24 protein-coding genes are annotated in these 25,698 nt (G+C 68.3%); 8 read left to right on the top strand and 16 right to left on the bottom strand.

All coding sequences use genetic code 11. From position 1 onward, the window contains the following. The first annotated feature begins 188 nt into the window (after positions 1-188). The 4 genes from SSMG_RS30035 to SSMG_RS30050 all read left to right on the top strand — a co-directional run bounded on the left by SSMG_RS30035 (position 189) and on the right by SSMG_RS30050 (position 3,337). Positions 189-611 carry a hypothetical protein gene (locus tag SSMG_RS30035; protein ID WP_037715294.1) on the top strand — a complete coding sequence of 141 codons (423 nt, stop codon included), beginning with the start codon at positions 189-191 and terminating at the stop codon, positions 609-611. A gap of 564 nt (positions 612-1,175) precedes the next feature. Next, positions 1,176-1,730, top strand: coding sequence for a hypothetical protein (locus SSMG_RS30040; RefSeq protein ID WP_199786025.1), 555 nt, complete (start codon positions 1,176-1,178; stop codon positions 1,728-1,730). Between the two features lie 618 nt (positions 1,731-2,348). Beyond that, positions 2,349-2,798, top strand: a complete 450-nt coding sequence (locus tag SSMG_RS30045; RefSeq protein WP_009082312.1) for a helix-turn-helix transcriptional regulator — start codon at positions 2,349-2,351, stop codon at positions 2,796-2,798. 47 nt (positions 2,799-2,845) lie between these two features. Next, on the top strand, positions 2,846-3,337 hold the full coding sequence (locus SSMG_RS30050; RefSeq protein WP_086025006.1) for a toxin: 492 nt from the start codon (positions 2,846-2,848) through the stop codon (positions 3,335-3,337). A gap of 551 nt (positions 3,338-3,888) precedes the next feature. On the opposite strand, the gene SSMG_RS30055 is transcribed toward SSMG_RS30050, so the two are convergent. Both SSMG_RS30055 and SSMG_RS30060 read right to left on the bottom strand, forming a co-directional pair. Continuing rightward, a complete protein-coding gene (locus SSMG_RS30055; protein ID WP_078560959.1) occupies positions 3,889-7,281 on the bottom strand; it encodes an aminotransferase class I/II-fold pyridoxal phosphate-dependent enzyme in 3,393 nt (1,130 codons plus the stop codon). A 106-nt stretch (positions 7,282-7,387) separates the two neighbouring features. After that, a complete protein-coding gene (locus SSMG_RS30060) occupies positions 7,388-8,329 on the bottom strand; it encodes an NAD-dependent epimerase/dehydratase family protein (RefSeq protein WP_009082315.1) in 942 nt (313 codons plus the stop codon). A gap of 264 nt (positions 8,330-8,593) precedes the next feature. Here SSMG_RS30060 and SSMG_RS30065 point away from each other — a divergent pair, with 264 nt between their 5' ends. Beyond that, positions 8,594-9,724 carry an MAB_1171c family putative transporter gene (locus SSMG_RS30065; protein ID WP_009082316.1) on the top strand — a complete coding sequence of 377 codons (1,131 nt, stop codon included), beginning with the start codon at positions 8,594-8,596 and terminating at the stop codon, positions 9,722-9,724. Here SSMG_RS30065 and SSMG_RS30070 read toward each other — a convergent pair. From SSMG_RS30070 to SSMG_RS30090, 5 genes are all read right to left on the bottom strand, one after another. Then, positions 9,706-10,356 carry a hypothetical protein gene (locus SSMG_RS30070; protein WP_009082317.1) on the bottom strand — a complete coding sequence of 217 codons (651 nt, stop codon included), beginning with the start codon at positions 10,354-10,356 and terminating at the stop codon, positions 9,706-9,708. The two genes, SSMG_RS30065 and SSMG_RS30070, sit on opposite strands and share 19 nt — an antisense overlap. Positions 10,357-10,435: 79 nt before the next feature. Then, on the bottom strand, positions 10,436-10,744 hold the full coding sequence (trxA, locus tag SSMG_RS30075; RefSeq protein WP_009082318.1) for a thioredoxin: 309 nt from the start codon (positions 10,742-10,744) through the stop codon (positions 10,436-10,438). Beyond that, positions 10,741-11,133 carry a MerR family transcriptional regulator gene (locus SSMG_RS30080; RefSeq protein WP_009082320.1) on the bottom strand — a complete coding sequence of 131 codons (393 nt, stop codon included), beginning with the start codon at positions 11,131-11,133 and terminating at the stop codon, positions 10,741-10,743. Before SSMG_RS30080 ends, trxA begins: the two co-directional genes overlap by 4 nt. Before the next feature lie 29 nt (positions 11,134-11,162). Then, the gene (locus SSMG_RS30085) at positions 11,163-12,362 is read right to left on the bottom strand and encodes an FAD-dependent monooxygenase (protein WP_009082321.1); all 1,200 of its coding nucleotides are present in this window, start codon (positions 12,360-12,362) and stop codon (positions 11,163-11,165) included. An 84-nt stretch (positions 12,363-12,446) separates the two neighbouring features. Then, positions 12,447-12,902, bottom strand: a complete 456-nt coding sequence (locus tag SSMG_RS30090) for a MarR family winged helix-turn-helix transcriptional regulator (RefSeq protein WP_009082323.1) — start codon at positions 12,900-12,902, stop codon at positions 12,447-12,449. 55 nt (positions 12,903-12,957) lie between these two features. Here SSMG_RS30090 and SSMG_RS30095 point away from each other — a divergent pair, with 55 nt between their 5' ends. Both SSMG_RS30095 and SSMG_RS30100 read left to right on the top strand, forming a co-directional pair. Further along, on the top strand, positions 12,958-13,773 hold the full coding sequence (locus tag SSMG_RS30095; protein ID WP_009082325.1) for a class I SAM-dependent methyltransferase: 816 nt from the start codon (positions 12,958-12,960) through the stop codon (positions 13,771-13,773). A gap of 80 nt (positions 13,774-13,853) precedes the next feature. After that, positions 13,854-15,338 (top strand): alpha/beta hydrolase, encoded by a 1,485-nt coding sequence (locus tag SSMG_RS30100; RefSeq protein WP_009082326.1) that lies wholly within the window; start codon positions 13,854-13,856, stop codon positions 15,336-15,338. 60 nt (positions 15,339-15,398) lie between these two features. On the opposite strand, the gene SSMG_RS30105 is transcribed toward SSMG_RS30100, so the two are convergent. The 3 genes from SSMG_RS30105 to SSMG_RS30115 form a co-directional block, all read right to left on the bottom strand. Continuing rightward, entirely contained in the window at positions 15,399-15,806 is a 408-nt protein-coding gene (locus SSMG_RS30105) for a hypothetical protein (RefSeq protein WP_009082327.1), read from the bottom strand. A gap of 66 nt (positions 15,807-15,872) precedes the next feature. Next, positions 15,873-17,255, bottom strand: coding sequence for an aspartate aminotransferase family protein (locus tag SSMG_RS30110; RefSeq protein WP_009082328.1), 1,383 nt, complete (start codon positions 17,253-17,255; stop codon positions 15,873-15,875). A 168-nt stretch (positions 17,256-17,423) separates the two neighbouring features. Next, a complete protein-coding gene (locus tag SSMG_RS30115) occupies positions 17,424-17,909 on the bottom strand; it encodes an Lrp/AsnC family transcriptional regulator (RefSeq protein WP_009082329.1) in 486 nt (161 codons plus the stop codon). A 188-nt stretch (positions 17,910-18,097) separates the two neighbouring features. On the opposite strand from SSMG_RS30115, the gene SSMG_RS30120 reads away from it, so the two are divergent. Then, the gene (locus SSMG_RS30120) at positions 18,098-19,468 is read left to right on the top strand and encodes an APC family permease (protein WP_037715299.1); all 1,371 of its coding nucleotides are present in this window, start codon (positions 18,098-18,100) and stop codon (positions 19,466-19,468) included. Here the strand turns inward: SSMG_RS30120 and SSMG_RS30125 are convergent. From SSMG_RS30125 to SSMG_RS30150, 6 genes are all read right to left on the bottom strand, one after another. Then, a complete protein-coding gene (locus tag SSMG_RS30125; RefSeq protein WP_009082331.1) occupies positions 19,380-20,300 on the bottom strand; it encodes a class I SAM-dependent methyltransferase in 921 nt (306 codons plus the stop codon). The genes SSMG_RS30120 and SSMG_RS30125 overlap by 89 nt on opposite strands. A 98-nt stretch (positions 20,301-20,398) precedes the next feature. Further along, complete coding sequence (locus SSMG_RS43920) at positions 20,399-20,752, bottom strand: GNAT family N-acetyltransferase (protein ID WP_078560961.1); 354 nt, start codon at positions 20,750-20,752, stop codon at positions 20,399-20,401. 50 nt (positions 20,753-20,802) lie between these two features. Continuing rightward, positions 20,803-21,870, bottom strand: a complete 1,068-nt coding sequence (gene rho, locus SSMG_RS30135; protein ID WP_037715301.1) for a transcription termination factor Rho — start codon at positions 21,868-21,870, stop codon at positions 20,803-20,805. A gap of 310 nt (positions 21,871-22,180) precedes the next feature. Further along, complete coding sequence (locus tag SSMG_RS30140; protein ID WP_037718243.1) at positions 22,181-22,933, bottom strand: metalloregulator ArsR/SmtB family transcription factor; 753 nt, start codon at positions 22,931-22,933, stop codon at positions 22,181-22,183. A 106-nt stretch (positions 22,934-23,039) separates the two neighbouring features. Beyond that, positions 23,040-24,506, bottom strand: coding sequence for a M81 family metallopeptidase (locus SSMG_RS30145; protein ID WP_009082339.1), 1,467 nt, complete (start codon positions 24,504-24,506; stop codon positions 23,040-23,042). Then, complete coding sequence (locus SSMG_RS30150) at positions 24,503-25,648, bottom strand: ROK family protein (RefSeq protein WP_037715303.1); 1,146 nt, start codon at positions 25,646-25,648, stop codon at positions 24,503-24,505. The genes SSMG_RS30145 and SSMG_RS30150 overlap by 4 nt, the downstream gene beginning before the upstream one ends. Positions 25,649-25,698 lie beyond the last annotated feature (50 nt).

A 25,698-nucleotide genomic window follows, 5' to 3' on the forward strand; every position in this document is an offset into this window, starting at 1 on the left:
AAGGAGAATTCACTGATCGTATCCGCGATACCCCATCGGCGGTAATTCCACCGATTAATCGGGCCTTGACCACGATGCGTGTCCGCCGGGCCTCTTCGGGTGAAAACGGTTCCCGATACCTTCCGGGAACTCGTTTTTTCCCTATATTTTCCTGGACGCTCCGGCCAGCGAGCAAAGGAGAAACGGCCATGACCCAGTCGCTCGAGGTTCCGACGAAGGAATTCTGTCTCGACTGGACGATGGACGGGGCCAATGGCGGCCGGGTGCACTTCACCCTGTCCGGCCAGGTGAGCCTGTTGGACGGCAAGCGGTTCTACAAGGTCGACGGCGTGTTGTACATCGCGGACGGCAGCGCGTACTGCCGGGAGATCGGGAACCCGAGGCTGTACGTGCGGCGCAACGGCGTCGAGGAGTCCGGACGGCAATGGGGCTGGGAAGCGATCAGTTCCCGCAAGAGCGCTAACCGGCTCTGCACAATGGACGGCTATTTCGTGCGCACGGGCTACTGGGCGCCCGCCGATCGCAGCATCCAACTGGGAATCGTCGCCGAACACGGGATCACCCGGCGTCGTTCGCACAGCCCGACGACGACGATTCGACTGGTCGACTGAACAGTTCCCGAAGAGCGGGATTTTCGCCCCGGTTTGCGCCCGGCAATGGCCCGATTCCGGACCGGAGAACAGCGCACGTTTTCGCGTCAGCCCGGGCGGGCCCGGCCATCCGGGGCGCCGCGAGGGAAACCCCGGGTTGCCCGCGGGCGAACTTCCGGCGCACAGTCGCGTCCGCAGCCGGCGAGCCAAGATCGCTTGCCCGCCAAGGCGAACCGCGCGAATCAGACGATCCGCCGAACACCCGCCGCGGCGAACCGCCCGTACCGCAACCCATCCGCGCCCGGGTCCGGCGAAAGATCAATCCAGGCAACGCGTACTGGTCCCGCGCGGCATTGGCCTGGACCATTCGCGCGGCCCTTACCTCCGCTCGTCGTCACCCACACGGGTAGTCCCGGGCATGGAGGTAAGCGAAAACACACCGGATCCCCAGGAAAAACGCGAAAAACGTTGTGCGGGACACAGCGCTCGCGCGCGCGAAAGAGGACCATGGAGGTCATGCGGAACAGGACTCGGGCAGGCAGACCACCACACCCTGGTAAACGATTGCTCCGACGGCTCGGCGCCGTGCGCAACCCGCTCGTGCGACGGTCGGACCGGATCGAAGGCGTGCTCGCCGGGATCGTCACGCTGCTGGCGCTCATCGCGATTCCCTTCGCGATGATGATCGGCAGCGAGGACATCGCCGCGGAGACCGCCGCGTCGGACGCGCAGCTGCAGTCGCGGCACCAGGTCACCGCCACGGTGCTCACGACGGCCGCGCAACCGGCCGCTTCCGTCGGCGACAGCGCGCCGATCGCGAACACCGCGCGCGTGAACGCGGTCTGGAAGCCGCCGCACGGCGCGCAGCGGACCGGCGTCATCACGGTGCCCGCCAGCTCCGCGACCGAGGGCTCGACCACCGACATCTGGCTCGACGACAGCGGCAAGCAGACCACCGCCCCGCTGACGCACGCGGACGCGGTTACCAACGGCGTGCTCGTCGCGGCCTTCTGCTGGCTGTGCGCGGTCGGCGTGCTCGGCGGCGCGTTCTGGGCGGCGCGGCGAGTGCTGGACCACCGGCGCGCGGCCCGGTGGGCGGCTGAATGGGCCCAGTTCGCCGGTCCGGAAGCGGTTCGCTGACAACGATGGTTCGCGTCGGAGGTTCCGCACCCGGAAGCCTCCGGCGCTCGCGGTCGGCCGTACGGGCACACTCCGTCGGACCGGAAGCGGTTCGCTGACGACCCGCCGGAAGTACCGAAGCCAGCGCGCTCGGCGGCCGAATAGGCGCAGTTCGCCGGACAGCTCTGCACGATGCGCGCGGGAGGTTGCGCATCGGCAGGTCTCCGGTGGTAGCGCGGGCCGAAGCAGGGTTCCGCACCGGAAGGCCTCCGGAGCTAGTACAGCCGGCTGCCGATCCCGGCGAACGAGCGCAGTTCCCTCCACGTATGCGTAACTGCCCCGAGAAGCGTCGAATCGCTGACCCGGCGAGCGGCGTAGTGCGCCGGGCCCGGAGGCAGTTCGCTGACACGTCTGCTGCCTCCGGGCCCGGCCTCGGCGGACCGAGCGGGGCGACACCCCCAGCGCCGCCCCGGGCCGGTACTACGCCTGCCGCTCTGCCCGGAATGTGGCGAGTTAGCCACCAGCTATCTCGTTGAGGCACAGTCTTGTGGAGCCCTCCGGCGATTGTCAACTGTGAGCTAATCTGAGATAGTCGCCTTAGCTGAGAGCAATCAGCTGCAACTGGAGGGGCGTAGCAGCATGTCCGAAGACATTCAGCCGGCGGATGCCCGGCCCACCCTGGCCTCCAGACTCGACGACCTCTTCCGCACGGTGCGCCCGCAGGGGAGGCACTGGACGAACGCCGAGGTGGCAGCCGAGCTGAAGCGGGCGACGCCGGAGCTGAAGGTCGGCGCGGTGTACTTGTCTCAGCTGCGCACGGGCAAGCGGACCAATCCGTCTCAGGAGCTGCTGGCCGCGCTGGCGAAGTTCTTCGGGGTCTCGGTCGCGTACTTCTTCGACGACGACGTCGCCGGGTCGGTGCTGTCCGAATTGGCGGCCGTGGAGGCGATGCGCCAGGCAGGCGTCCGCGCGGTCGCGATGCGCGCGGCGGGCATGCGCGAGGAAAACCTCCAGGCGATCACCACGATCATGGACCAATACCGCAAGATGCAGGGGCTGCCCCCGGTCACGGACGAAGCGGCACAGTGACCGGCACCCCGTCCGAAGCCCCGCAGCGACGCGAACAGCTGCGGCGGATGCGCGACGAAGGCGCCCGGCGGATCGCTGAGCTCGACCTTCCGCCGAAGTACGACCTGGCCACCCTCTGCGCCCGCCTTGGCGAAATCCGCGAGCGGCCGATCACGCTCGTGCCGCTGCCGATGCCCGCGTCGCACCCGTGCGGCATGTGGGTCGCCGCACGGGGCGAGGACCTGATCTTCTTCGACGCCAACACCACCGGGGCGCACCAGGAGCACATCATCTTGCACGAGCTGGGTCACATCATCTGCTGCCATCGCGGCTCGGGTCTCCTTGACGACGAGAGCGCCCGCTCGCTGTTCCCCAACCTGGACCCGGACATCGTCCGAGACATGCTGATGCGCGCCACCTACGACGACGCACAGGAGCAGGAAGCGGAGATCATCGCCTTCCTGCTGTCGGAACGCATGGGCACCCCGGCGAAACCCATCGCCCCCACCCCCAAAGCCGGGGAGAAGCCGATGGATCGGATCGAACGGTCTCTTCTTTAGTTGGGTGCCGTGAGGGCCACCTTCACGGACTCAGAGTCCCTCAAGGTTCCCCTCACGGCCCACACACCGCCGCCGCGGGATGTGCCCCAATGCCACATTGGGTGCGTCAGACGCACCGAACGCCACATTGGGTGCGTCGCATGCACCCAATGCCACATTGGGGCACAACCCGCACGTCGCGAACCCCACGCCCCGACCCACCCAAGCCGCGCAAGAACCGCCACCGCCGCGCCCAAACAGCGAGGCATCCAAGCAAACCGCCGCCAGGGCACCTGCGACCAAGGCACCAAGCCACGCCTCAAACCGTCACAGCCGCACCCAAATCGCGAGGCACCGAAACCGCGAAAAACCGCCGCCGATGCACCCAACCACCGGGGGCACCCACCCCTCCCCCAACCCCGATACGAAGCCTCCCTGCGGTCTGGGGGTGCTTGTCAAGGCATCTTTCCCGCCTTGACAAGCACCCCCAGAAGCGTCAGCACAATCAAGCTTCGGGGTGCCCCACGCAACCCGTCTCACCGGGCAATGTCGCCCCCAGGGCGACGAGGAGCTCACCCCACCCGGAACCGGCCCAATTCCTCCCCCAACACCCTCACCGCATACCGGAGCTGATCCTCCCGATGCTCACTGGTCACGAAGAACCTCAACCGAGCCTGAGACTCCTCCACCGCCGGGTAAAGAATCGGATCCACCACCACCCCGCGCTCATACAACGCAGTAGCCAACCTCAACGCGAGATCCGACCCACCCACCACGCAAGGCACAATCGGCGTCCCCCCAGCCACCCCTGTCGGCAACCCCGCCGCCTCGGCCAGCTCCAGGAACAACTGGGAATTCCCCCGCAACCGAAGCAACCTCTCCGGCTCCTCCCGCAAAACCCGCAGCGCCGCAAGGGAAGCCGCCGCGTTTGCCGGAGTAATCCCCACGCTGTAAACAAACCCCGGCAGCGAATACCGCAACCACCGCACCGTCCGAGCGGACCCGGCCAGATATCCCCCGCACCCGGCCAGCGACTTGGACAGCGTCCCCATCCACAGATCCACGCCAGACCGATCCACCCCGAAATGGTCGCCGATCCCAGCCCCGCGCGGACCCATCGTCCCGATGCTGTGCGCCTCGTCCACCATCAGCAACGCACCGTAACGCCGCTTAAGCTCAACCAGCGCAGGCAAATCCGCGACATCGCCGTCCATGCTGTAGACGCCCTCAACGACAATCAGCACCCGCCGGAACCGAGACCTCGACCGGCGCAGTACGTCCTCCAACCGCGTCATGTCATTGTGCGGGAACGGCTGCCGCGTTGCCCCGGAAAGCGCACAGCCTTGCAGAATGCTGTCGTGGGCAAGCGAATCATGCACGATCAGATCCTCGGGCCCGACGAGATGACCGATCGCCCCGACATTGGTCGCGTGCCCGCTCACCAGCACGAGACTGTCCTCGACCCCGAGGAACGCGGCGAGCTCCGTCTCCAGGTCGCGCGACAAATCCCGGTCCCCGGCCAGCAATCGGCTGCCGGACACCGAAGTCCCGTACCGCTCGACGGCGTCATGCACCGCCGCGGTCACCGCCGGATGTCCGGCCAGCCCGAGATAGTTGTAGCTGGAAAAGGACAAATACTCCCGCCCGGACACCGACGTCGTGGCGTCCATTCGCCCTTGGTGCTTGCGGAAATACGGGTTCGGCACACCGAGATCGTCGAATTCCCGGAGCCGCGCCTCGATAGCCGACGCCTCCGGAAATTCCTCGATCGCCGCGCTGACCGGATCCCACTCCGGAGCTGGAGCCGGGGCGGAAACCGGAGCGGCAGGCAATGAAACCGGTGCGAGCATTCCGGCCACCGCGCCCACCGTCAGCGCACCCGACTGTTCAACCTCCACCGGCAGCCCGGGAAACCGCTTGCGCAGCCGCCCCTCCAGCTCGGTGAGCATCAGCGAATCGAACCCGAGATCGTCCACCAGCAACTGTCCGGCGTACAACTCGCTGACCGGAAACGCCGTCGTCCGCGCCACTTCCTCAAGCACGACCGCCAGTACATCCCGGGCAGACGTCGTCTCCTCCGGCTCCTCGACCGGCGCCGCGGCGGCACCGAGCGGCTCCAACGTCTGCGCCTTGGCGAGCTTCGCGTCGTCGACCACCCAATGCCGACGCGGGCTCAGCGGGCTCGGCGGCAGCGTGCAGCGCGGCAGACCGTCCGCCACCGGACGCAGACCGGCCCCAGACACCGCACGCGGAGCCAACTCGGCGGGCGGACCGTCCTCGACTGCCTCCTCGCCCGGCGAAACCACCCCGGCGAACGCGCCCGGAACCAGCTCGCCGTTCGACCCGGATTCGAGCGCGACCGACGCGGCGACCAGTTTGGACACCGCGTCCGTGACATCGTCCGCGGCCACCGCGAGCCGCTCAGGAAAGAGCGTCCGGCGGGCCAACGTCCCCGCTACGGCGGCCAGCGGCGGGTTCTCGCTGCAGAGCGCCTCGGCCACCTCCCGGGCGTGCCGAGCCAGCCCGGCCCGGTCCCGCGCGGTGAGCAGCAACAGCCGCGGCGTCTCGGCGGGCGGCAGGTCCTGCGCCGCTTCCTCGACCACCACGTGCACGTTCGAGCCGCCGAAGCCGAACGCGCTCACCCCAGCGCGGCGCGGGCCGTCGCTGTCCCACGGCATCACCTGGCCGGCGACCTGGAGCCCGGCGTCCCGCAGCGGCAGATGATCCGCCGGTTCGAAATCCGGCTGCGGCAGGATCTGTCTCTTGTGGACGGACAAAATGGACTTGATCAGCCCGGCGATTCCCGCGGTGCCCAGGGAATGCCCGACGACCGACTTCGCCGCGCCGAGATACGCTGGATTCTCCGCGCCGCGGCGCAGTTCGCTCAGCGCGCTGATCTCGACGTCGTCGCCGACGGCGGTAGCGGTGCCGTGCGCTTCCAGGAAACCGACCGACGCCGGGTCGACGCCCGCGTCCCGGTAAGCCCGCCGCAACGCCAGCAGCTGACCGGCCTCCTGCGGCATCATGCCGCCCTTGACCGTGCCGTCGTTGGACAGCCCGACGCCGCGGATCACCGCGTACACCCGGTCGCCCGCCGCCCGCGCGTCCGCGAGCGGGCGCAGCACCAGGACGCCCGCCCCCTCGCCGAGCACGAACCCGTCGGCCCGGCGGTCGAACGGACGGCATTCGCCGGTCCGCGAGATCGCGCCGATCCGGCACAGGCCCACGAACAGGTCCGGGGCCAGGATCAGCTGCGCGCCGCCGGCGACGGCGATCCGGCAGCGTCCCGCGCGCAGGGCGAACACCGCGTTCGCCACCGCGGTCAGCCCGCCGGAGCAGGCCGAATCGAGCGCGTAGCTCTCTCCGTGCAGGTCGAAGACGTTGCTGATCGAACTCGGCCCCATGTTGAGCAGCAGCCCGGCCATCGCGGTGGCGTGCAGCCCGCTGACCGCGGACGCCGCCTCGGCCATCGCCGGGTCGCCCGCCCGGCCGAATTCGCCGCCGATCAGCTGCTTCATCCGCAGGTGCAGCGTGCTCATGTCGCGATATCCGCTGTCGCTGAGCGACATGATCACCGATGTGTCGTCGCGGTCGAAGCCCTCGGCCTCCCAGCCCGCGTCCTGCAGCGCCTCGCGGGTCAGGTCGACCAGGAGCCGGTGCTGCGGGTCGAGCGATTTGGCCCGCCGCGGCGGGATCTTGTAGTGCCCGGCGTCGAAGTCGCCGACCCCCTCCAGCAGCGCCATGCGGTCGGAGTAGACCGCGCCGCTGTCCCGGAAATCGTCGTTGTAGAACGCTTCGCGCCGCCACCGCGAATCCGGCACCCGCCGAAACTGCGGTTTGGGCTCGCTCAGCAGATCCCAGTACTCGTTGACGTTGCGCGCCCCCGGAAAACGGCATCCCATTCCGACAACGGCGATGTCCTGGCTATTTTCGGATTCTTCCCACCCAGATCCAGCAGACCCCATGGCATGACTTCCTCGTGCCGATCCCCACCCAGTCGACACCGAGATTGCCCGTTCTTACCCAGTTTTTCAAGGGCATTGGACATTATGCGGAGGAATGCACAGAAGCTCAACCCACGGTAGCCGGGCGATCACGCCACCAGGCCACGGTGCGGGCGATCTGATCTTTCTCCGGGGTCGGGGCGATGCCGAAGAATTCCTGTGCGGCACGGGAATCCAGCACGTAGGGGCGGTCGAACTGGTAGCGGACCTCCCGCAGTTCGCGCAACATCGGCGAAACGAGCGCGGCCGCGTTCAGTAACATCGGGGAAAGGCGTTGCACAGGCACCGGAGGGACTCCGGCCGCCTCGCACAACAGCGCCACCATCACCCGGGCGGACCGCGGCGGACCAGTCGGCACGTGCCACGCCTTCCCCCACGCCTTTTCTTCCCGCGCGGCCGCGACCAGCGTGCGCGCGACATCGGGAATGTACGTCCAACTGTGCGGGGCGTCCGGATCGCCGAGCACCTGCACCTTTTCGCCGCGCAGCACGTTCGGCACCACCCGGGACGCGAGGTGCCCGCCGTCGGTCACTCCGGGGCCGAAGAAATCGGAGGCGCGCACCTCGACCGCGCGGACGCGGCCCTCGGTGTGCAATGCGAACAGTTGTTCAGACAACAGCGCCCGGATCCGGCCCTTGGTTCCGGTGGCCGCGAGCGGCAGGTTCTCGGTGAGCGGGCCGTCCACCGGGCCGTAGCCGTACAAATTCCCCAGCGACACCAGCAGCGCGCCGTTCGCTTCGGCCGCCGCGCAGATCGAGGCCTGCAGCGGCGGCCAATCGGTCGCCCACCGATGATAGGGCGGGCTCGCGCAGCTGTAGATCGCCGTCGCGTCCTTGGTCGCTTCGATGAGCGCGGCCTCGTCGGAGGCGTCGAGCGCGACGTGCTCCAGCCCCGGTTCGTTCTCTCGCGGCGAACGGCCAATCACCCGGACTCGCTCGCCTTGTTCAGCCAGCAAGGCGGCGGTGGCCGCCCCCGCCGGTCCGTATCCGAGCACCACCTGAAGACTCATGGCGACACCCTAGCGACGGGCGCATCCCCTTCCGGCTGTTCACTACCTGGTCGCCCGCCGTTCACCGAAAGAGCGCGCCAGCGGCTGTGGAACAGGAGCCCGACACCCGGGATCCACTCGGAATTCGCCCAGGCCAGAACCAGTTTTCCGGCCCTAGTTCCGGCACTTGCGGTGGTGTATGGTCGCCGATCGTGAACGATTCCGCCAAGGTTGCCCCGCACACCGTTCCGCCCGCCGGGCGCTGAGGCCGTTCCGGGGGCGCGAATGAACACTCTGAAGATCATCTTATTCTCGCTGTCGGCGGTCTCCTCGTACGCGGCCTTGCTGTACAAGCTTTTCTCGATGCGCCGCTCGTGGCGCGACCCGGCCTACATCGTGCTGATGACGACGCTGATCCTGCAGTGCGTCACCTTCACCCTCGGCGCGCTCTCGCTCAGCATCGGCTCGCTGTTCGGGATCCCCAACCTGGCGATCTTGATCCTGCACCTGGCCGCGGTCGCGTACTGCATCAGCGCGCAGCTCCTGCTGATGCTGTGGGCGAATCCGCCGGCGGAAATCCGCACGCGAATCCGGGCATGGATCGTTTCCGGCGCGGTTCTGTTCGTCGTGCTGACCGTGCTGTTCTTCATCGGCAACAAACCGGGCACCCCGGGCACCGCTTTCGCGGTCGGCAGCAGCGACCCGGTGATCCTCACCTACCTGCTGCTGTTCATCGTTTCGCAGGCCGTGCCGTGCGTGACGATCTACCTGCAGTGCCTGCCGTACGCGCGAAGCACGTCGAGGGTCTGGCTGCGCCGGACGCTGCGGACGCTCGCGGTCGGCGCGGTCGTGCTCTTCTGCTACTGCGCCACGCGCGCGGTGAACATCGTGAGCCCGGCGCTCGGCTGGCACCTCGGCGCGTGGGCGATCCTGCCGTCGGTGTTCAGCGCGCTGGGCATCGTGATCGTGTCGTTCGGGCTGACCATGCCGTCCTGGGGCGAGCACGTCTCGTCGCTCGCGCGCTGGCAGCGCAATTACCGTTCTTATCGCGCGCTCTACCCGCTGTGGCATTCGCTGTACGAATCCTCGCCGGGCATCGCGCTGGAGCCGCCGACCGAAGGCAATCCGGATCGGCACTGGTCGGACCTGCACTACCGGCTGCACCGGCGGGTGATCGAGATCCGCGACGGCTGGCGCGCGCTGCGGCCGTACATGGACCGCGCCGACACCCCGGACGGCGACCAGGCGATGGCCGAGGCCCGCAAGATCCGCCAGGCGCTGGAGGCGAAGACCTCCGGCGTGACCCCGGCGGAAAACCAGGACAACGGCGCGTTCGACGCCCACGACGCGAAGACGTTCGCCGCCGAGGTCGCCTGGCTCACCCAGGTGTCGGAGGCTTACGGCAAGCTGGCCTGAGGCTGGGACGCGGGCCGCGGCACGTCCGGCAGCAGCGTCTGGCCCTTCGTCAGCCACGCGAACCCGAACGCGAACACCGCGAGCGACTCCAGCCACAGCGTCGGATGCAGGGCCGCGGTGGCGGCGCTGAAGAACAGGCCGTTGACCACGATCAGCACCAGGCACGCGAGCATCACGACGCCACACACCCGGTAGACGACGTTGCGCGAACGTTTGCGCGGAGTCGGCGCGCCGTCGTCCTTGGTGAACAGGAAGAGGCAGAAGAACGCGAGGGTGAGGAAGAAGATCGCGGCGAACACCAGGTGCGCGACGCCGATCGCGTGCTCGGTGGGCGTCGGCGAGACCGGCTGGGTCGGGAACAACGCGACGCCGATGCCGGCGACCGCCGCGACGTTGGCCGCGATGTCGTCGACCCGGCCGTAACCGCGGTAGGCGATCAGGAAGACGCCGATCGCGCACAACGTGCCGACGAGGACATTCCGGAGATCGCTGTAGTAATAACCGCTCAGCGAACCGAGCAGGCCGCCGCCCTCGAGCAGTTCCTTGCCGACGATCACGACGATCGGCAGCAGGATCCCGAGCACCCCGACGGCGCGGCGAAGGAACAGGTAAGAGCGCACGAAAGCGGTCATGGCACGGCTCCCCGACGTCGTGCACTCTTTGTACCTGTTCCGTCACCAGAGCACCGGGCAGACGGGGAAATCCACCGGTTCAGCCCAGGGCTTTGTCCAATTCCGCGAGCAATTTCGCCTTCGGCCGCGCGCCGACGAACGACGCCACCGGGGCGCCGTCGCGGAACAGCATCAGCGTCGGCAGCGCCATCACCTGGTACGCGCGCATCGTTTCGGGGTTCTCGTCCGTGTTGATCTCGCGCACGGTGAGGCCGGGCCGTTCCGCGGAGATCTCGGCGAGCACCGGCGCGATCATCCGGCACGGCGGGCACCAGTCGGCGGTGAAATCGACCAGGACGGGCTGGCCGTGATTCAGGACGTCGGCGGCGAAGGTGGCGTCTGTGGTCATCGGGACTCCTCGGATTCGGCAGTGCAGGGGTCAGCCGGGCGCGCGGCAGCGGCGGCGAGCTTGTCGAGCAGGGCGGAGCGGACCGCGGCGAGGTCGCGCATGCAGGCCTCGACCTCCGCCAGCTTCCGCCGGTACACCTCGACCGACGCCGGGCACGCGTCGCCCGCGTCGTGGCCGGTGCGGAGGCAGTCGACGAACGGGCGAGTGTCGTCGAGGCTGAACCCGACCGTGCGCAGGGTCTGGATTTCCTTGACGAGCCGCAGGTGGTCCTCGTCGTACTCGCGATAGCCGTTCGCCGCGCGCGTCGCCGGGAGCAGGCCCTGTGCCTCGTAGAAGCGCAGGGCCCGCGTGGTGGTCCCGGCCCGCTGGGCCAGTTCGCCGATCCGCATGTCTTCGACGCTAAACCTTTACGCCAGCGTCAAGGCAAGGCGTGCGCGCGAGGCTGGGGGTATTCGCGGTATTTGACCGCGTTCGCCGCGCGGTTGCCCATGTACTCGAAGACGCGGCGGCCGATCGGACCGCTCAGCTGGCGGTACATCCGGTTGCGCTTGCGCAGCTTCTCCTCGGTGGACGGGACCAGGAAGTCGCCCGAACCGGCTCCGTTGCGCTGGCCAACGCGGGCGGGTTTGCGCAGCCGCTGCTCGTAGCGGGCGAAAGCGGTCGCGTGGTCGCCGCCCGCCGCGGCCAGCTCCCCGGCCAGCACCTGCGCGCCCATCATCGCGAGCCCGGTGCCCGATCCGCCCGGTCCGGCGCACCAGGCCGCGTCGCCGAGCAACACGACCCGGCCGCGCGACCAGCTGTCCAGCTTGATCTGGCCGACGGTGTCGAAGTACAGGTCGGGCGCGTCGGCGACGGCGGCGAGCAGGCGCGGGAGTTCCCATCCGGCGCCGGCGAAGACCTCGGTGACGATGTCCTTCTGCCGCTCCAGGTCGGGGCGGCCGTACCCGTCCGGGTCGCCGCGGAAGGAGAGGCCGACCGTGACGGTTGCCGGGTCGCGGTGGCTGGTGACGATCGCGCCGAGGCCGGGTTCGTTGTAGAGCAGGCCCGCGTGGTCGAGGCGGAGGTGGTTGGGCGCGGTGAACCCGGCGACGTGGTAGCCGAGGTCGGTGCGGAATTTCGCCTCCGGGCCGAACGCGGCCGTGCGCACGCCGGAGTGGATGCCGTCCGCGCCGACGACCAGGTCGAACCGGCGCGGGGCACCGTGCCGGAAAGTGACGTCGACGCCGTCGGCGGTCTCGGCGAGCGAGGTGATGCGGTCGCCGAAGACGTACTCGGTGTAGCCCTTGGTGTGGTCGTAGAGGACGCGGGCGAGGTCGCCGCGCAGGACTTCCAGCTCGCCGTTGGTGAACCCGCTAGGCAGGGTGAAGGCGGGCTGCCCGGACGGATCGAGCTGCACCTGCTCGCGCAGCGCGGTCTCGTGCTCGCGCAGGTCGTCGAGCAGGCCCATCGCTTCGACGAGCTTCATCTGCTCGCCGCGGAAGTCGACGGCCTGCCCGCCCGGACGCAGCTGCGGCGCGGCCTCGACGACGGTCACCGAATAGCCGTAACGGTGCAGCCAGTAGGCGGCGGACGGACCCGCGACGCTGGCGCCGGACACGAGAACGGTCTTGCTGGTCATCTCTGCTCCCCTGGATCGGTAGGCGATGCGGCAAGACTGCGGCGCACCGCTTACCGCGCCCGCACGGAGCGCTGACGGTCTCGGTCAGTCCTGCGCCAGCCGGGCGAGCATCCGGGAGAACACGCGGCCGAGCAGCTCCAGCTCGGGGCCGCTGACCTGGTCGAAGAAATACCGGCGCACGAGTTCGCCGTGCTGCTGCTCGGCCGCCGCGACCGCGGCGCGCCCCGCTTCGGTGAGCCGGACGTTCGCCCCGCGCGCGTCCTCGGTGCAGTTCTCGCGCGTGACCAGCCCGCGCTTGCACATCCGGCTCACGTGATGCGACAGCCGGCTGCGGTCCCATTCGACGGTCGCGCCGAGTTCGCGCATCCGCAGCACGCCGTCCGGTTCGTTCGCGAGCGGGACGAGGAGGGCGTAGTCGGCCCCGGAGATCCCGGCGTCGCGCTCCAGCTGCCGGTCGAGCGCGCTGCCGAGCGCCCGCTGCACGCGCTGGTAGGAACACCAGACCTCGGCCTCGCGCCGATCCGCCGCCACGTCCGCCATCCGGTGATTCTACTAAGAGCGGGCGGGATTTCGCGCCGGTGCGTAAGTTGGGAGAGTGACCAGGTCCGAGCGAGAAACCTTCTTTCGTGCCTTCCACGCAAGCCATCCGGCGGTTACGTCGCGCGCGTTCGGCGGTGGGTGCGGTGCCGACGGACGGTCGAGCTACGAGCTGCTCCTCGACGAGATCGCCGGTCCGGGGCGCGTGCTCGACCTGGCCTGCGGCGACGGTTTTCTGCTCGACCTCCTTGCCGCGGCGGGACATCAGGCCGTCGGGATCGATCTGTCGAGCACGGATCTCGCCCTCGCCAAGCAGCGTTCGGCGACCGTGGTCGAGGGGCGGGCACAGCAACTCCCGTTCGCGGACCACACTTTCGACGCCTGCGTGTCGCACATGGCGTTCATGCTGATGTCCGACATCGACGAGGTGGCCGCGGAGCTGGCCCGCGTGCTGCGGCCGGGCGGACAGCTCTCGCTCGTGCTCAGCGGCGGAGCGGCCGGAGACGACGCACGCACGCTGTTCGGCAAGCTGTTGCGGGAAATTCTCGCCGGAGTCCCGGCTGAACAGCGGTTGTCTCCACTCGGCGACGAGCGCACGGCGACTCAGGCGGGGCTGGACGAAATCCTCGCTCCCGCTGGATTCGGTCCGGTTCGGTGGCGTACCGAGGAGATCGACTTCAGCGGTTCACTCGATCAGGTCTGGGATTTCGTCTCGACCTTCTACAACCTGTTCCCGCTGAGCGAATCGGCTTCCGGTGCGCTCGAAACCGCGTTTCGCACCCAAGCACCCGCGCTGGCCAGGCCCGACGGGCTGATTCCGCTTGCCTTCCAAGTACATCTCGCCAGCACTCACACCGTCCACAAAGGACATTGAGCCCGCACTAGTGGCACCTGTCACCTTCTGGCAAGATCGGGGACTCTGACGTCTCCAGTTCACGCCGAAGGGGCAAGGCATTGGGTCTGGGCAGGAAACTGGCCGCCGCCACCACCGCGGTCTGCGCGGCGACGGCGTTGTGCACCGCGGCGCCGGCGAACGCCGCGCCCGCGGCGATCGACTGGAAGCCGTGCCCCACCGGGCAGGGGGTCGAATGCGGCAAGCTCACCGTGCCGCTCGACTGGGACCGGCCCGGGGACGGCACGATTCAGCTCGCGCTCGCGCGGCGCAAGGCCACCGATCCCGCGCACCGGATCGGTTCGGTGCTCATGGATCCCGGCGGGCCGGGCGGCGCGGGAGCGGGCGAAGTGCAGAGCGGCTGGTCACTGTCGCCCAAGGTCACCGCACGGTTCGACACGGTCGGGTTCGATCCGCGCGGGGTCGGGGAAAGCACCGCGATCCAGTGCGGCCTCGACGAACTCACCGCGAAAAACCCGGTGCTGCCGAAGGATTCCGGCGAATTCCAGCAGCTGCTCGGCTACAACCGCGCCCTCGGCCGCAGCTGCGACAAGATGACCGGGCCGCTCGCCAGCCGCTCGGACACCCGCAGCGTGGTGCGCGACATGGACGCGATCCGCGCCGCGCTCGGCGAGGAAAAGCTCACCTACTACGGCGTTTCCTACGGCACGCTGATGGGCCAGCAGTACGCCGAGGCGTACCCGGACCGGGTGCGCGCGCTCGTGCTCGACAGCAACATGGACCACTCGATCCGCAGCACCTGGGAGTTCCTGAAGACGGAAACCGAGGCCACGCAAGAGTTGTTCGGGCAGTTCGCCGAGTGGTGCGACCGGACGACGGCGTGCGCACTGCACGGACAGGACGTCCGCGCGGTGGTGGCGGACCTGTACGCCCGCGCCGAACGCGGCGACCTCGGCACTCCGGACGACAAACTCGACCCGATGGCGTTCGTCAGCCTCGTCTCGCACAACTTCTACGGCCCCACCTGGGACAAGCTCGCGAAGAGCCTCGTCGACCTGCGCAACGGGAAACCGGCCGAGTCGTCCTTCGCCAAGGACGACACCCCGGTTCCGAACCCGTTCAACAGCATCTTCTGCTCGGACTGGCGGCTGCCGGTCACCAGCTACCCGCAGCTCGACGGCTACCGGCGCGCGCTCGCCACGGTGTCGCCTGACCTGCACTTCTCGCCGCTGGGCTGGAACGCGGCGGCCGGATGCGCCGGCTGGCCGAGCCCGGTGCGCAACCCGCAGCACCCGCTGTCGATCCGCCCGGGCGTGCCGATGCTGCTGCTGAACAGCCGTTACGACCCGGCCACACCGTACGGCTGGGCGGTGCGCGCGGCGCAGCAGTCCGGTGCGCCGCTGCTCACTTACGACGGCTGGGGCCACGGCGCCTACTTCAAGAAGAGCCAGTGCGTCACCGACGCAGCCGACGCCTTCCTGATCGACGGCTCGAACCCGGGTCGCGGCAAGCATTGCGCGGCCGTCGAGCCGGGTGTCCAGTCCAGGATGGACGGTCCCCGGCCGCCGGTCACACAGCTGTACTGAGCCGACGAAAAGCGGGACCCTGATCGGATCAGGGTCCCGCTTTTTCGTGGCCGCGGCCGCTCAGTAGTCGTCACGCCCGGTGAACTGCTGTTCCAGCAGCTCGGCCGAACCGGCGACGAGTTCGAGCGGATCGGTGAACTCGTTGAGGTCGAGGTTCAGCAGCGGCAGCGAATGCCGGAGCACGAGGTGTTCGCCCATCACCACGAGCCCGCCGACCACCAGCGTCTGGCCTACCTCCGTCAGCACGGTGAGCAGATCGACCTCGTCCACGCGCGCGAACGGGGTCGCGATCTGCACCCAGTCCTCGCGCTGGTCGAAAATCTCCCGGGCGATCACCACGACCTGCGCGCGCCCCGTCGTTTCCGCGTCGTCGCCGAACAGGACCCGGATCCGGATTTCGCCCGGGTCGTCCCGGATCACCCGGTAGGTCTGCCTGATGTAGGCGACCAGGTCATTCCACTGCGCCACGCGCTTCCTCCCGTTGGTAGGCAACGAAGATCAGCGTAGCGGGACAACCCGCGCGGCAGCGGGGCGTCAGAGCAATTTCCACGCTCCGGTGAGCGCCTCGCGCAGGATCTGCTCCATCTCGTCGAACTGCGGCTGGTCGCAGATCAACGGCGGCGATAGCTGGACCACCGGCTCGGCGCGGTCGTCGGCACGGCAGTAAAGCCCGCCCTCGAACAGCGCGTCCGAGAGATAACCGCGCAAAATGCGTTCCGATTCCTCGGCGGTGAACGTCTCCTTGGTCGCTTTGTCCTTGACGAGTTCGATGCCGTAGAAGAAACCGGTGCCGCGCACGTCGCCGACGATCGGCAGATCGGTCAGCCGGTCGAGGGTCGCCCGGAAGGCGGTTTCCTTCTCCAGCACATGGCCGTACAGGTTCTCGCGCTCGATGAGGTCGAGGTTGGCCAGCGCGACCGCGCACGAAACCGGGTGGCCGCCGTAGGTCGAGCCGTGCATGAAGGTCGCCTCGCCGCCGGCGAACGGTTCCATCAGCTTCTCGCTGGCGAGCACCGCGCCGAGCGGCGCGTAACCCGAGGTCAGGCCCTTGGCGGTGGTGATGATGTCCGGCTGGTAGCCGTAGCGCTTGGCCGCGAAGTCGAAGCCGATCCGGCCGAACGCGCAGATCACCTCGTCGGACACCAGCAGCACGTCGTGTTTGTCGCAAATCTCGCGCACCCGCTCGAAATACCCGGGCGGCGGGACAAAGCAGCCCCCGGTGTTCTGCACGGGTTCGAGGAATACCGCGGCGACGGTGTCCGCGCCCTCGAATTCGATCGCCTGCTCGATTTGGTCCGCGGCCCATCGGCCGTACGCCTCGTAATCGTCGGCGTGCTCGGGTGCGCGGTAGAAGTTCGTGTTCGGCACGCGCAGGGTGCTCGGCACGAGCGGTTCGAAATCGGCCTTGGCCCCGGGAATTCCGGTGATGGACAGCGCGCCCTGGGACGTGCCGTGATACGCCAGGGCGCGGCTGATCACCTTGTGCTTGGCGGGTTTTCCGACCAGCTTGAAGTACTGCTTGGCGAGTTTCCACGCCGTTTCCACGGATTCGCCGCCGCTGACGGTGAAGAACACGCGGTTGAGGTCGCCCGGCGAAGCGGCGGCCAGGCGTTCGGCCAATTCCAGGGCGGGCGGATGCGCGTGGCCCCAGAGCGGGAAGTACGCGAGCTGTTTCGTTTGCCGCGCGGCGGCTTCGGCCAGTTCCTCGCGGCCGTGGCCGACCTGCACCGCGAACAGCCCGGCGAGCCCGTCGAGGTAGCGCTTGCCGGTGTCGTCCCAGAGGTAGGCGCCCTCGCCGCGCACGATCACCGGGAAGTGCTCGGCCTGGCTGTGCCGCGTGAAGTGCAGCCAGAGATGGTCGGATGCGGCGGCGCCCTGGACGGTGGCGATCCCGGCGGGTTCGGCGGTCGTGGTCATGGCTCCTCGAAACGGGCCTCGAAGCTACCGGCACGCACCGCGGCGTACCGGCCGGACTTCTCGGTTATCGCATGAGTCAACGCCGCTTGGCAAGCGGATCAGTCGTCGTCGCCACCCACAACGACTAATTTCCACCGTCTTATCGAGACATACCTTCGGATTTCGTCGTCACCGGCGGTGCGTGCCCCACTGGTACGACTGTTTCCGCAGTTTGAGGTACACGAGCGTCTCCGCGGTGCGCACTCCGGGCAGCGTCCGGATGCGGTTGGAGATCACGTCGAGCAGCGCCTCGTCGTCGGCGCAGAGCACCTCGCACAGCACGTCGAAGCGGCCGGCGCAGAGCACGACGTAGTCGATCTCGTCCATTTCGGCCAGTGCGTCGGCAACAGGGTCGAGCGGGCCGTCGACCGTGATCGCGACCATCGCCTGGCGGAAAAGCCCGACCTGCAAGGGATCCGACACCGCGACGATCTGGATGACGCCCGAATCGGACAGCCGCTGCACCCGCTGGCGGACCGCGGCCTCGGACAGCCCGACCGCCTTGCCGATCGTGGCGTACGGCCGTCGTCCGTCCTCTTGCAACTGGGCGATGATCTGCTTCGAGATGTCGTCGACCACCGGCGGCACGGGCCGGTTCGGGTCCTGGCTCTGCATCCCGGGATCATCTCCGGTCGACCCCCGCGCGGGCAACCGGGGGCGTGGCAGATCGTCGCGCTGAGTGTCCAGATGGACCGTCGAGCGCGGTGATCGACAACGGATTTCGTCGTCTTTCCGGCGTTGACAACGGCAAACCCGTCCTGTTCCATCCGTCGAACTCAAGCGCCGCCGACGGAGGGATCCCCATGCCGCCTCATCCGGTCCCCGTCCAGACCGAAACGACCGCCGGTTCGCCCGCGCCCCGCTCGCTGACCAGATCCATCGGGGTCGGCGGCGGAACGTTGCTGACGCTCAGCTGCGTGACCCCGGCGTCGTCGTTGTTCGTGCTCGTCCCGCCGCTGTTCGGCTCGCTCGGCACCGGCACCGCGTTGGCCATCGGGCTCGCCGTGCTGCTGTGCGTCGGGATCGCGTTCTGCTACTCCGAGCTGGGCACGCTGGTGCCGAGTTCGGGCGGCGAGTACGCCATGGTGTCCACAGTGGTCAGCCGGTTCGCCGGGTGGATCACCTTCATGCTGTCGTTCATCGTGATCCTGGTGGTGCCGCCGATCATCGCCATCGGCGTCGCCGACTACCTCGCGGTGATCGTGCACGTCGATCCGTCGGTGGCGGGTGCGCTGGTGATGTTGGCGTCCACCGGGATGGGCCTGGTGAATCTGCGCTCGAACGCGTGGCTGACCGGAATTTTCCTGGTGCTCGAGATCGTCGCGATCGTCGTGGTGTCCGTGCTCGGCTTCGCGCACGCGGACCGTCCGGCCGCGGTGCTCGTGCGGCCCAGCATGGACGGCGTGCATCCGATCGCGCTGGTCTCGGTGATCGCGGGGCTCGCGGTGGCGTTGTTCGTGGTGCAGGGATTCTCGACCGCGGTGTATTTGGCGGAGGAGATGCGGGAACCGCACAAAACGGTGTCGCGGACGGTGTTCTGGACGCTCGGCGTCAGCGCGGTCGTGATCCTGGTCCCGGTCATCGCGATCACGCTCGGCGTCCCGGATCTCGCGACGCTCGGGAACCTCGACCTGACCGCGCTCGTGGTGAGCTGGAGCAGTTCGACGTTCGGCACGATCATCAGCCTGTGCATCGCGGCGGCGATCGTGAACGCGGTGATCGTGATGGTGATCCAGAATTCGCGCGTGCTGTACGCATCGGGGCGGGATCACGCTTGGCCGGAACCGGTGAATCGCGCGTTGAGCGTGGTGAGCCCGCGGTTCGGGGCACCTTGGGTGGCGACGCTCGTGGTCGGCGTTTCGGAAGCGGTGTTGTGCTTTGTGCCGGTGGAAACGCTGAGCGGCGTGACTGGGGTGGCGGTGGTCGCGCTGTACCTGGCGATTTCAGTGAGCGTGCTGTGGGCGCGGCGACCGGCGCACCGGCGTCCGCAAGTCTGGCGAATGCCGGGGTGGCCGGTGGTGCCCGTCGTCGTGGTGCTGGCGCTCGGGTACGTGCTGGTGTCGCAGAGCCTGCTAGATCTGGCGATTACCGCCGGAGTGCTGCTGGTTTCGGCCGGGTACTGGTGGGGCTATCTGCGGCGGCGTTCGGATCGCTGGCTGGTGACGATTCCCTGACGCGGGCCCTCGTCAGGACGGACAGTTCGGTCGGGCGCAGCCCGTCGCCGCGTTGCCATTCGATGGGGGCGTCTTTTTGCCGGACGTGTTCGATCGGCTCGAGCAGGTGGTCTCGCAGCAGCGCGGCCATCTGCTCGGCGCTGAGGAAGGTTTGCCAGGGTTCGCCGTTCTCGGCTGCCGCCGCCATGACCAGCTCCGCGTATGTCTGACCTGCCTCGTCGCGGAGTTCGGCGGGGAGGAGGTGTTCGACGACGAGTTCTGTTCCGCGCGCGAAACCGCTGACTGCGTGGAGGGTTTGGCTGATTGCCTCTTCGGTGAGATACATCGTGACGCCGAGCCAGCTGACCAGCGCTGGACGGTTCAGGTCGAAGCCGGCTCGGACGAGGTGGCCGGTCAGCGCAGGGTCGTCCTCGAAGTCGATCGCGACGAACTCGACTGTCTTCGGCGTCGCGATGCCTCGGTCGGCCAGCAGTTTCCGCTTCCAGCGCTGGGTGGCGGGTTGGTCCACTTCGAAGACTCGCACCCGGCCTGCTTCGCGGTAGGCGTAGGAATCCAGGCCCGCGCCGAGGATCACGTACTGGTCCACGCCCATGGCGGCCAACCGGTCCTCGGTGTAGCGACTACGGATCGCGGCGGTGGTGCGGGCACCGGACAGCACGGGGTGGCTGCCGTAGGACCGGTGGTAGCCGAGGAGTTCTTCGGCGCGTTCTCCCAGGAAGCTTTTGGCGAGCGGATCGGTAAAAATGGCCGGGCGCTCGTCCACGAGCAGATGCGCGGCTCGCGCTGCGGCGGAGAGGAGTGCGGTGTGGCTGGGGTGCGCGTCGGGGGTCATGAGTACGGACCTTAACCCGGCACTGGGCGATTATAGCACAAAAAGAAATCTATCGAAAGAGTGGAACGGTCCCGCTTCGGCAACGGCGGAAATTCGGCTCAACTGCCGAGGGAAACCGCGTAGCGGGCGAACGGTTCGCCTCGGTGCGGGAAATCGTGGCGATAGGCGAAGCCGAGTCGTTCCATCACCGCACGGGAACGAACGTTGTGCACCTCGGTGAAGGAGACGACTTCCGCCGCGCCGAGTTCTCGTGCGTAGGCCAGGCCAGCGAGGCCGATCTCGGTGGCGTAGCCGTTTCCCAAGTGTGCCTCGCGTACCGCCCAGCCGATCTCCAGCCGTCGTGCGCCATCGACGTCCTGATAGGACAGTCTGCCGCGGCCGAGGACTTCTCCTGATCCCCGGTGGTGGGCCAGCCATTTGCCGACGCCGTCGCGTTGCCAGCTTCGGCTGATATCCGCGGCGCGGGCAGATCGGGGTCAGGCGCAGGCGTTCGGTCTCCACCTCAAGCGGCCGCCGCAGCCGGGACGGCAAGCGAAGCGTTCACCCGCGCAATGAATTCCGCGTTGGACTTCGTCGTGCGGACCTGTTCCAAGAACTGTTCCGCAGCCCGCTTCGGGTCCTGTGTGGACAGTGCGCGGCGGACCTCGTTCATCACGGCCAGCTCCCGCGGCGGCACGATCAGCTCGTCGCGGCGGGTGCCGGAGCCGAAGAAGTCCACGGCGGGGAACACGCGGTGGTCGGCGAGCATCCGGTCGAGGCGGAGTTCCGAGTTGCCGGTGCTTTTCAGTTCCTCGAAGAACACTGTGTCCGCCAGCGAACCCGTGCCGACCAGGGCGGTGGCGATGATGGTGAGCGAGCCGCCGTCCTCGATGTTCCTTGCCGCGCCGAGGATTTTCTTCATCGGGTGCAGTGCGCTGGCGTTGACGCCGCCGGACAGGATGCGGCCGGAGGTGCGGGCGGCCAGGTTGTACGCGCGACCCAGGCGGGTCAGGGAATCCAGCAGCAGCACGACATCCCGGCCGGTTTCGACCAGGCGCTTCGCTCGTTCCAGGGCCAGTTCGGCGACCGCGGTGTGTTCGGCGGGCTTGCGGTCGAAAGTGGACGCGACGACCTCGCCGTGCACCGAGCGGGTCATGTCGGTGACCTCTTCGGGGCGCTCGTCGGCGAGCAGCACCATCAGGTGCGCCTCCGGATGGTTGACCGCTACGGCTTGCGCGATCGCTTGCAGCACAGTGGTTTTCCCGGTGCGCGGCGGGGCGACGATCAGGGCGCGCTGGCCTTTGCCCAGCGGTGCCACGAGATCGAGGACGCGGGTGGTGAGCTGGTGCCGGCTGGTTTCGAGGACCAGTCGCTGGTTCGGGTGAATCGGGGTGAGGGTGTCGAAATCGGGACGTTTTTCGCCGGGCGGACGGCCGTTGACCGAGACGAGTTCGCCGTTGTCGAGGACGAGTTCGTCGCCTCGGCGGAGGCCGTGGGTGCGGATCAACGAGAGAGGCACGGACGGGCCGCCGGGGGCGTAGCCCAGTGCGGCGGTCTTGCCGCGGATGTCGAGAATTCCTTGCTGTGTCATGGTTTGTGGCTCCTTGAGCAGTGGCAGTCGACGCGGAAACGCGTACCGCCGGGATGAGACGAAGCGGGTCAGGCGACGGGCTTCGGGAAAGACGCCGATCCTCGTCGCGTGGACTCACGCTGGCGGAGAGGGCGGAACCCCGGGGCGGCGGGGCCGGCTTCCTGGGGTATGCGGTGAGAGTAGCGCATCGGTTCCGGCCGCACAACTGGCACTGCACGCGAAAGGGGGCCCGGCGAGCGACTGCCCGGCGGAAAACCGGCGCTCACCAGACCCCAACAAACCTGCTCGCGGGTCTATTCCCGCGTGGCCGTCACGGCATCTCCCACGGAGCCTGCGGCAGCACGTGCCCGGTCTCCAGCAGCGACTTGAGGTTCGACAGCACCGCCGCCCAGCCGCCGGACACGTCCTGGTGCGCCTTCTCGTCCGGCAGGTCCTCGTGCGTCACCGTGAGCCGGACGATGCCCTCGTGCTGTTCGATGTCGAACGTCGCGCGGGACGGTTCCTGGTCCTCCGGTCCGTTCGGGTCGTACCAGGTGGTGACAAGGCGCTTCGGCGGGACCGCCTCGATCACCTCGCCCTCGACGTCGGCGATCCCGGACCCGTCGGTCCGCACGTGCGCCCACCGCGAACCCTTGTTCCAGTCGGATTCGTTGCGGTGGCCCCAGTACTGCCCGGTCAGGTCAGGGTCGGTGAGCGCGTGCCACACCTTCTCCGGCGTGCTCTGGATGTAGGTCACATACACAAAACTCGGCTTCATGGCTTCCTCTGCTCGACGTTTGACGGCACTGAGCATCCGCAGCCGCGGCTGCTCGAACCGGTTCACCCACCGCTCCTGCATCTCGTGCAGCGGCACCGGATTGAGGTAGTGCAGCTTTTCCCGGCCGCGGCGCACGCTGCTCACCAGATTCGCCGCCTCCAGCACGGCGAGGTGCTGGGTCGCGGACTGCCGCGTCATCTCCAGCCGGCGGCACAGCTCGCCCAGCGTCTGCCCGTTGTCCTCGCGCAGCTGGTCGAGCAGGTACCGGCGGGTCGGATCCGCCAGCGCCTTGAACACTTTGTCCAGGTCGAGTTGCACACTTACAGTAAGGCAGGCAAATACCTGCCTGTCAAGTCAGCCGAGGTAAACACAGCTCAGCGCCGAGGCGAGTTACTGACCGCCTCGGCGCTGACTACTCACAGTGTTCAGAAGACCTCGGGAATGAGCGAGGGGGCGCCATGTCGGCGTCGAACGGGAACATCGGCCGGACGATGCCGGAGTGGCCCAGCCGGAGCAGGTCCTGGTCCACGCCGCCGGGGGTGAGGGCCAGCAGCCAGTCCGCGGCCATGGCGTACAGCTCCGGTTCGAGGTAGCCGATCTTCACGATCACCACGTCCGCCTCGCGCGGGCGCAGGCCGAGGGCGAGGAAGTCGGATTCGAGGTGATACGGCTTGCGACGAGCGGTCACGATCACGCGCAGGCCGCCGACCGCCAGCGCCACCGCGGTGCCAGCGACCGGGTCGTCGGCGTCGATCGCCGCCACCTGCGCGGTGAGCGCGACCGGTCCATGCGGGCCGGAGTCGACTTTTCCGCCCAGCTCCACGGAAATCGTCGCGCCAACACCGGCTGCCACCGCCGTCGCGACGGCCTCGGGGTCCACAATGGCCGCGTACAAAGTGGTCAGTGAAGAGTCCACAATGGCCGGAGTGTTCAGCAGGACGTCGAGGCTCCACGACGTGTCCCCAGCGCCGCCAGCGGTCGGGTTGTCACCGGAATCGCTGATGAAGAACGGCCGCGAGTCCGAAGCGACCGCTTGTGCGAGGCATTCCTGGAGGGTGCCGGTCGGGGCGACGAAGGCGAAGTCGTGCCGAGCGTCCCAATAGGACTGCGCCAGCCGCTCGGCTTCCTTGGCGATCAACGGAACGTCGTCGCCCATCACCACCACCGCGGCCTGGCAACGCGGTTCGTCCGCCCACGCGTAGCCGACCCAGATCGCCGCGTCCAGAACCCCGTCCAGCGCTTCCACGTCATCCACTGCCGCGTAAACGCTCTTCGCCGGTTCGAGCCGGGTACTGGTCTTCTCCCCCGGCAACAGGACCGGCACCTGCACCCAAGCCTTCTTCGGCCGACCGCCGGACCGCAGCCGCGAAACCAGATTCCGCGCTGCCCGCTCGCGGGTCTCCCACGCGTCCTCGTGCGGGGCCATCCGATAGCAGGTGATCAGGTCCAGCGCGGCGACCAGTTCCCGGGAAACGTTGCCGTGCAAGTCCATCGACGCCGACACCAGGACGTCCGGGCCAACAATGGCACGGATTTCCTGCGCGAGCGAAGCCTCCACATCGGACCGCCCGACGACACTCATCGCACCGTGGATGTCGAAGAACAACCCGTCCAGCTCGCCCGCCGAACGCAGCCGGTCCAGGATTTCCCCGGACAGCTCGGCGTAAGCCTCCTCGGTGACCGCCCCGCCGGGCAGCGACCGCGCGTCGACCAACGGCACCCATTCGACCTCAGCGGCCCAGTCCGCGTCGAGAAAGTCATACCGGCCAAGCAGATCTTCTCCGCGCAGCACCCGAAAGTCGTCCACAGTGGACTGATGCGGCGAGAAGGTACTCGATTCGATGGCGATTCCGGTGATCCCGACCCGCAGCTTCTTCATCGTCCACTCCGTTTGATCGCTTGCTCGAACACCGCGTCCAGCGCGAGCGCGCCCGCGCCGTAAAGTCCCGCGTCCGCACCGAACCGCACCCGGTCGATCCGCAGTTCCCTGGTCGCCAAGGGAAGACACCGTTCGTACAGCGCGCCGCGCACGGCCGCGACGAACGCTTCCGAACCGGACAGCGCTCCGCCGAGCAGCACCTCGTCCGGGTTGCTGAAGTTGACCACCGTGGCCAGCACCTCGCCGAGGCGCAGCCCGGCGCGCCGCACGGCCGTGGTCGCCTCGGGATGCCCGTCCTCGGCGGTGGCCATTACCTGCGCGGTGGTTTCCAGCTTCAACCCCTGCGCCTGCAACTGCCCGACGAGCGCGGCACCGCTGGCCACCACTTCCAGACACCCGCGATTCCCGCAGGTGCACGGTTGATCCTCGGCCGCGGGCACGCGCACATGGCTGATGTCGCCCGCGACCCCGGCCCGGCCGCGGTAAAGCTCGCCGCCCAGCACGATTCCCGACCCGATGCCGGTACCGGCTTTCACCACCAGCAACGTCCGGCCGGGCGCGCCGGCGACGGATTCGCCCAGTGCCAGCATGTTCGCGTCGTTGTCCACGACCACCGGCAGCTCGAAATGCTCCGCCAGCGCCGCCCGCACCGCGAAACCGCGCCAGCCGGGCATTCGCGACGGCAGCGTGATGGTGCCCGCGTCGACATCCACCGGACCGGGGAACGCGACGCCGAGACCGAGCGCGCGGCCCGGACAATCCGCGCCTGCCATCACATCGCGCACCGCGGCCGCGAGCCCGGCGACCAGTTCGCGCGGCTCCTGACTGATGTCCAGCGGCCGCTCGTGCACCTCCAGCAGGCGGCCGGCGATGTCGAGCGCGCCGATCCGCACGTGCCGGGAGCCGACGTCGGCGGCCCAGACGTGCCCGAACTCCGCGTTGACCGTCAGCAGTTTCGGCCGCCGTCCGCCCGCGGACCGGCCCTCGCCGGATTCGCTCAGCACCCCGGCGGACATCAGCGCCTGCGTGCGCACCGACACCGTCGATTGCGGCAAGCCCAGCGCTCGCGCCAGGTCCATGCGCGACGTCGCGTGGCCGTGCGCGACCAGCCACAACAGCCGCAGCGGTCCGGCCGGATCCACCGCGTCACCTCTTTCATCAAAATTGATGTAACTAAACTGTTCGAAAGGAC

Origin of the sequence: Streptomyces sp. AA4 (genome assembly GCF_000158875.1) — a bacterium.
In the GTDB taxonomy this organism is placed as follows: Bacteria; Actinomycetota; Actinomycetes; order Mycobacteriales; family Pseudonocardiaceae; genus Amycolatopsis.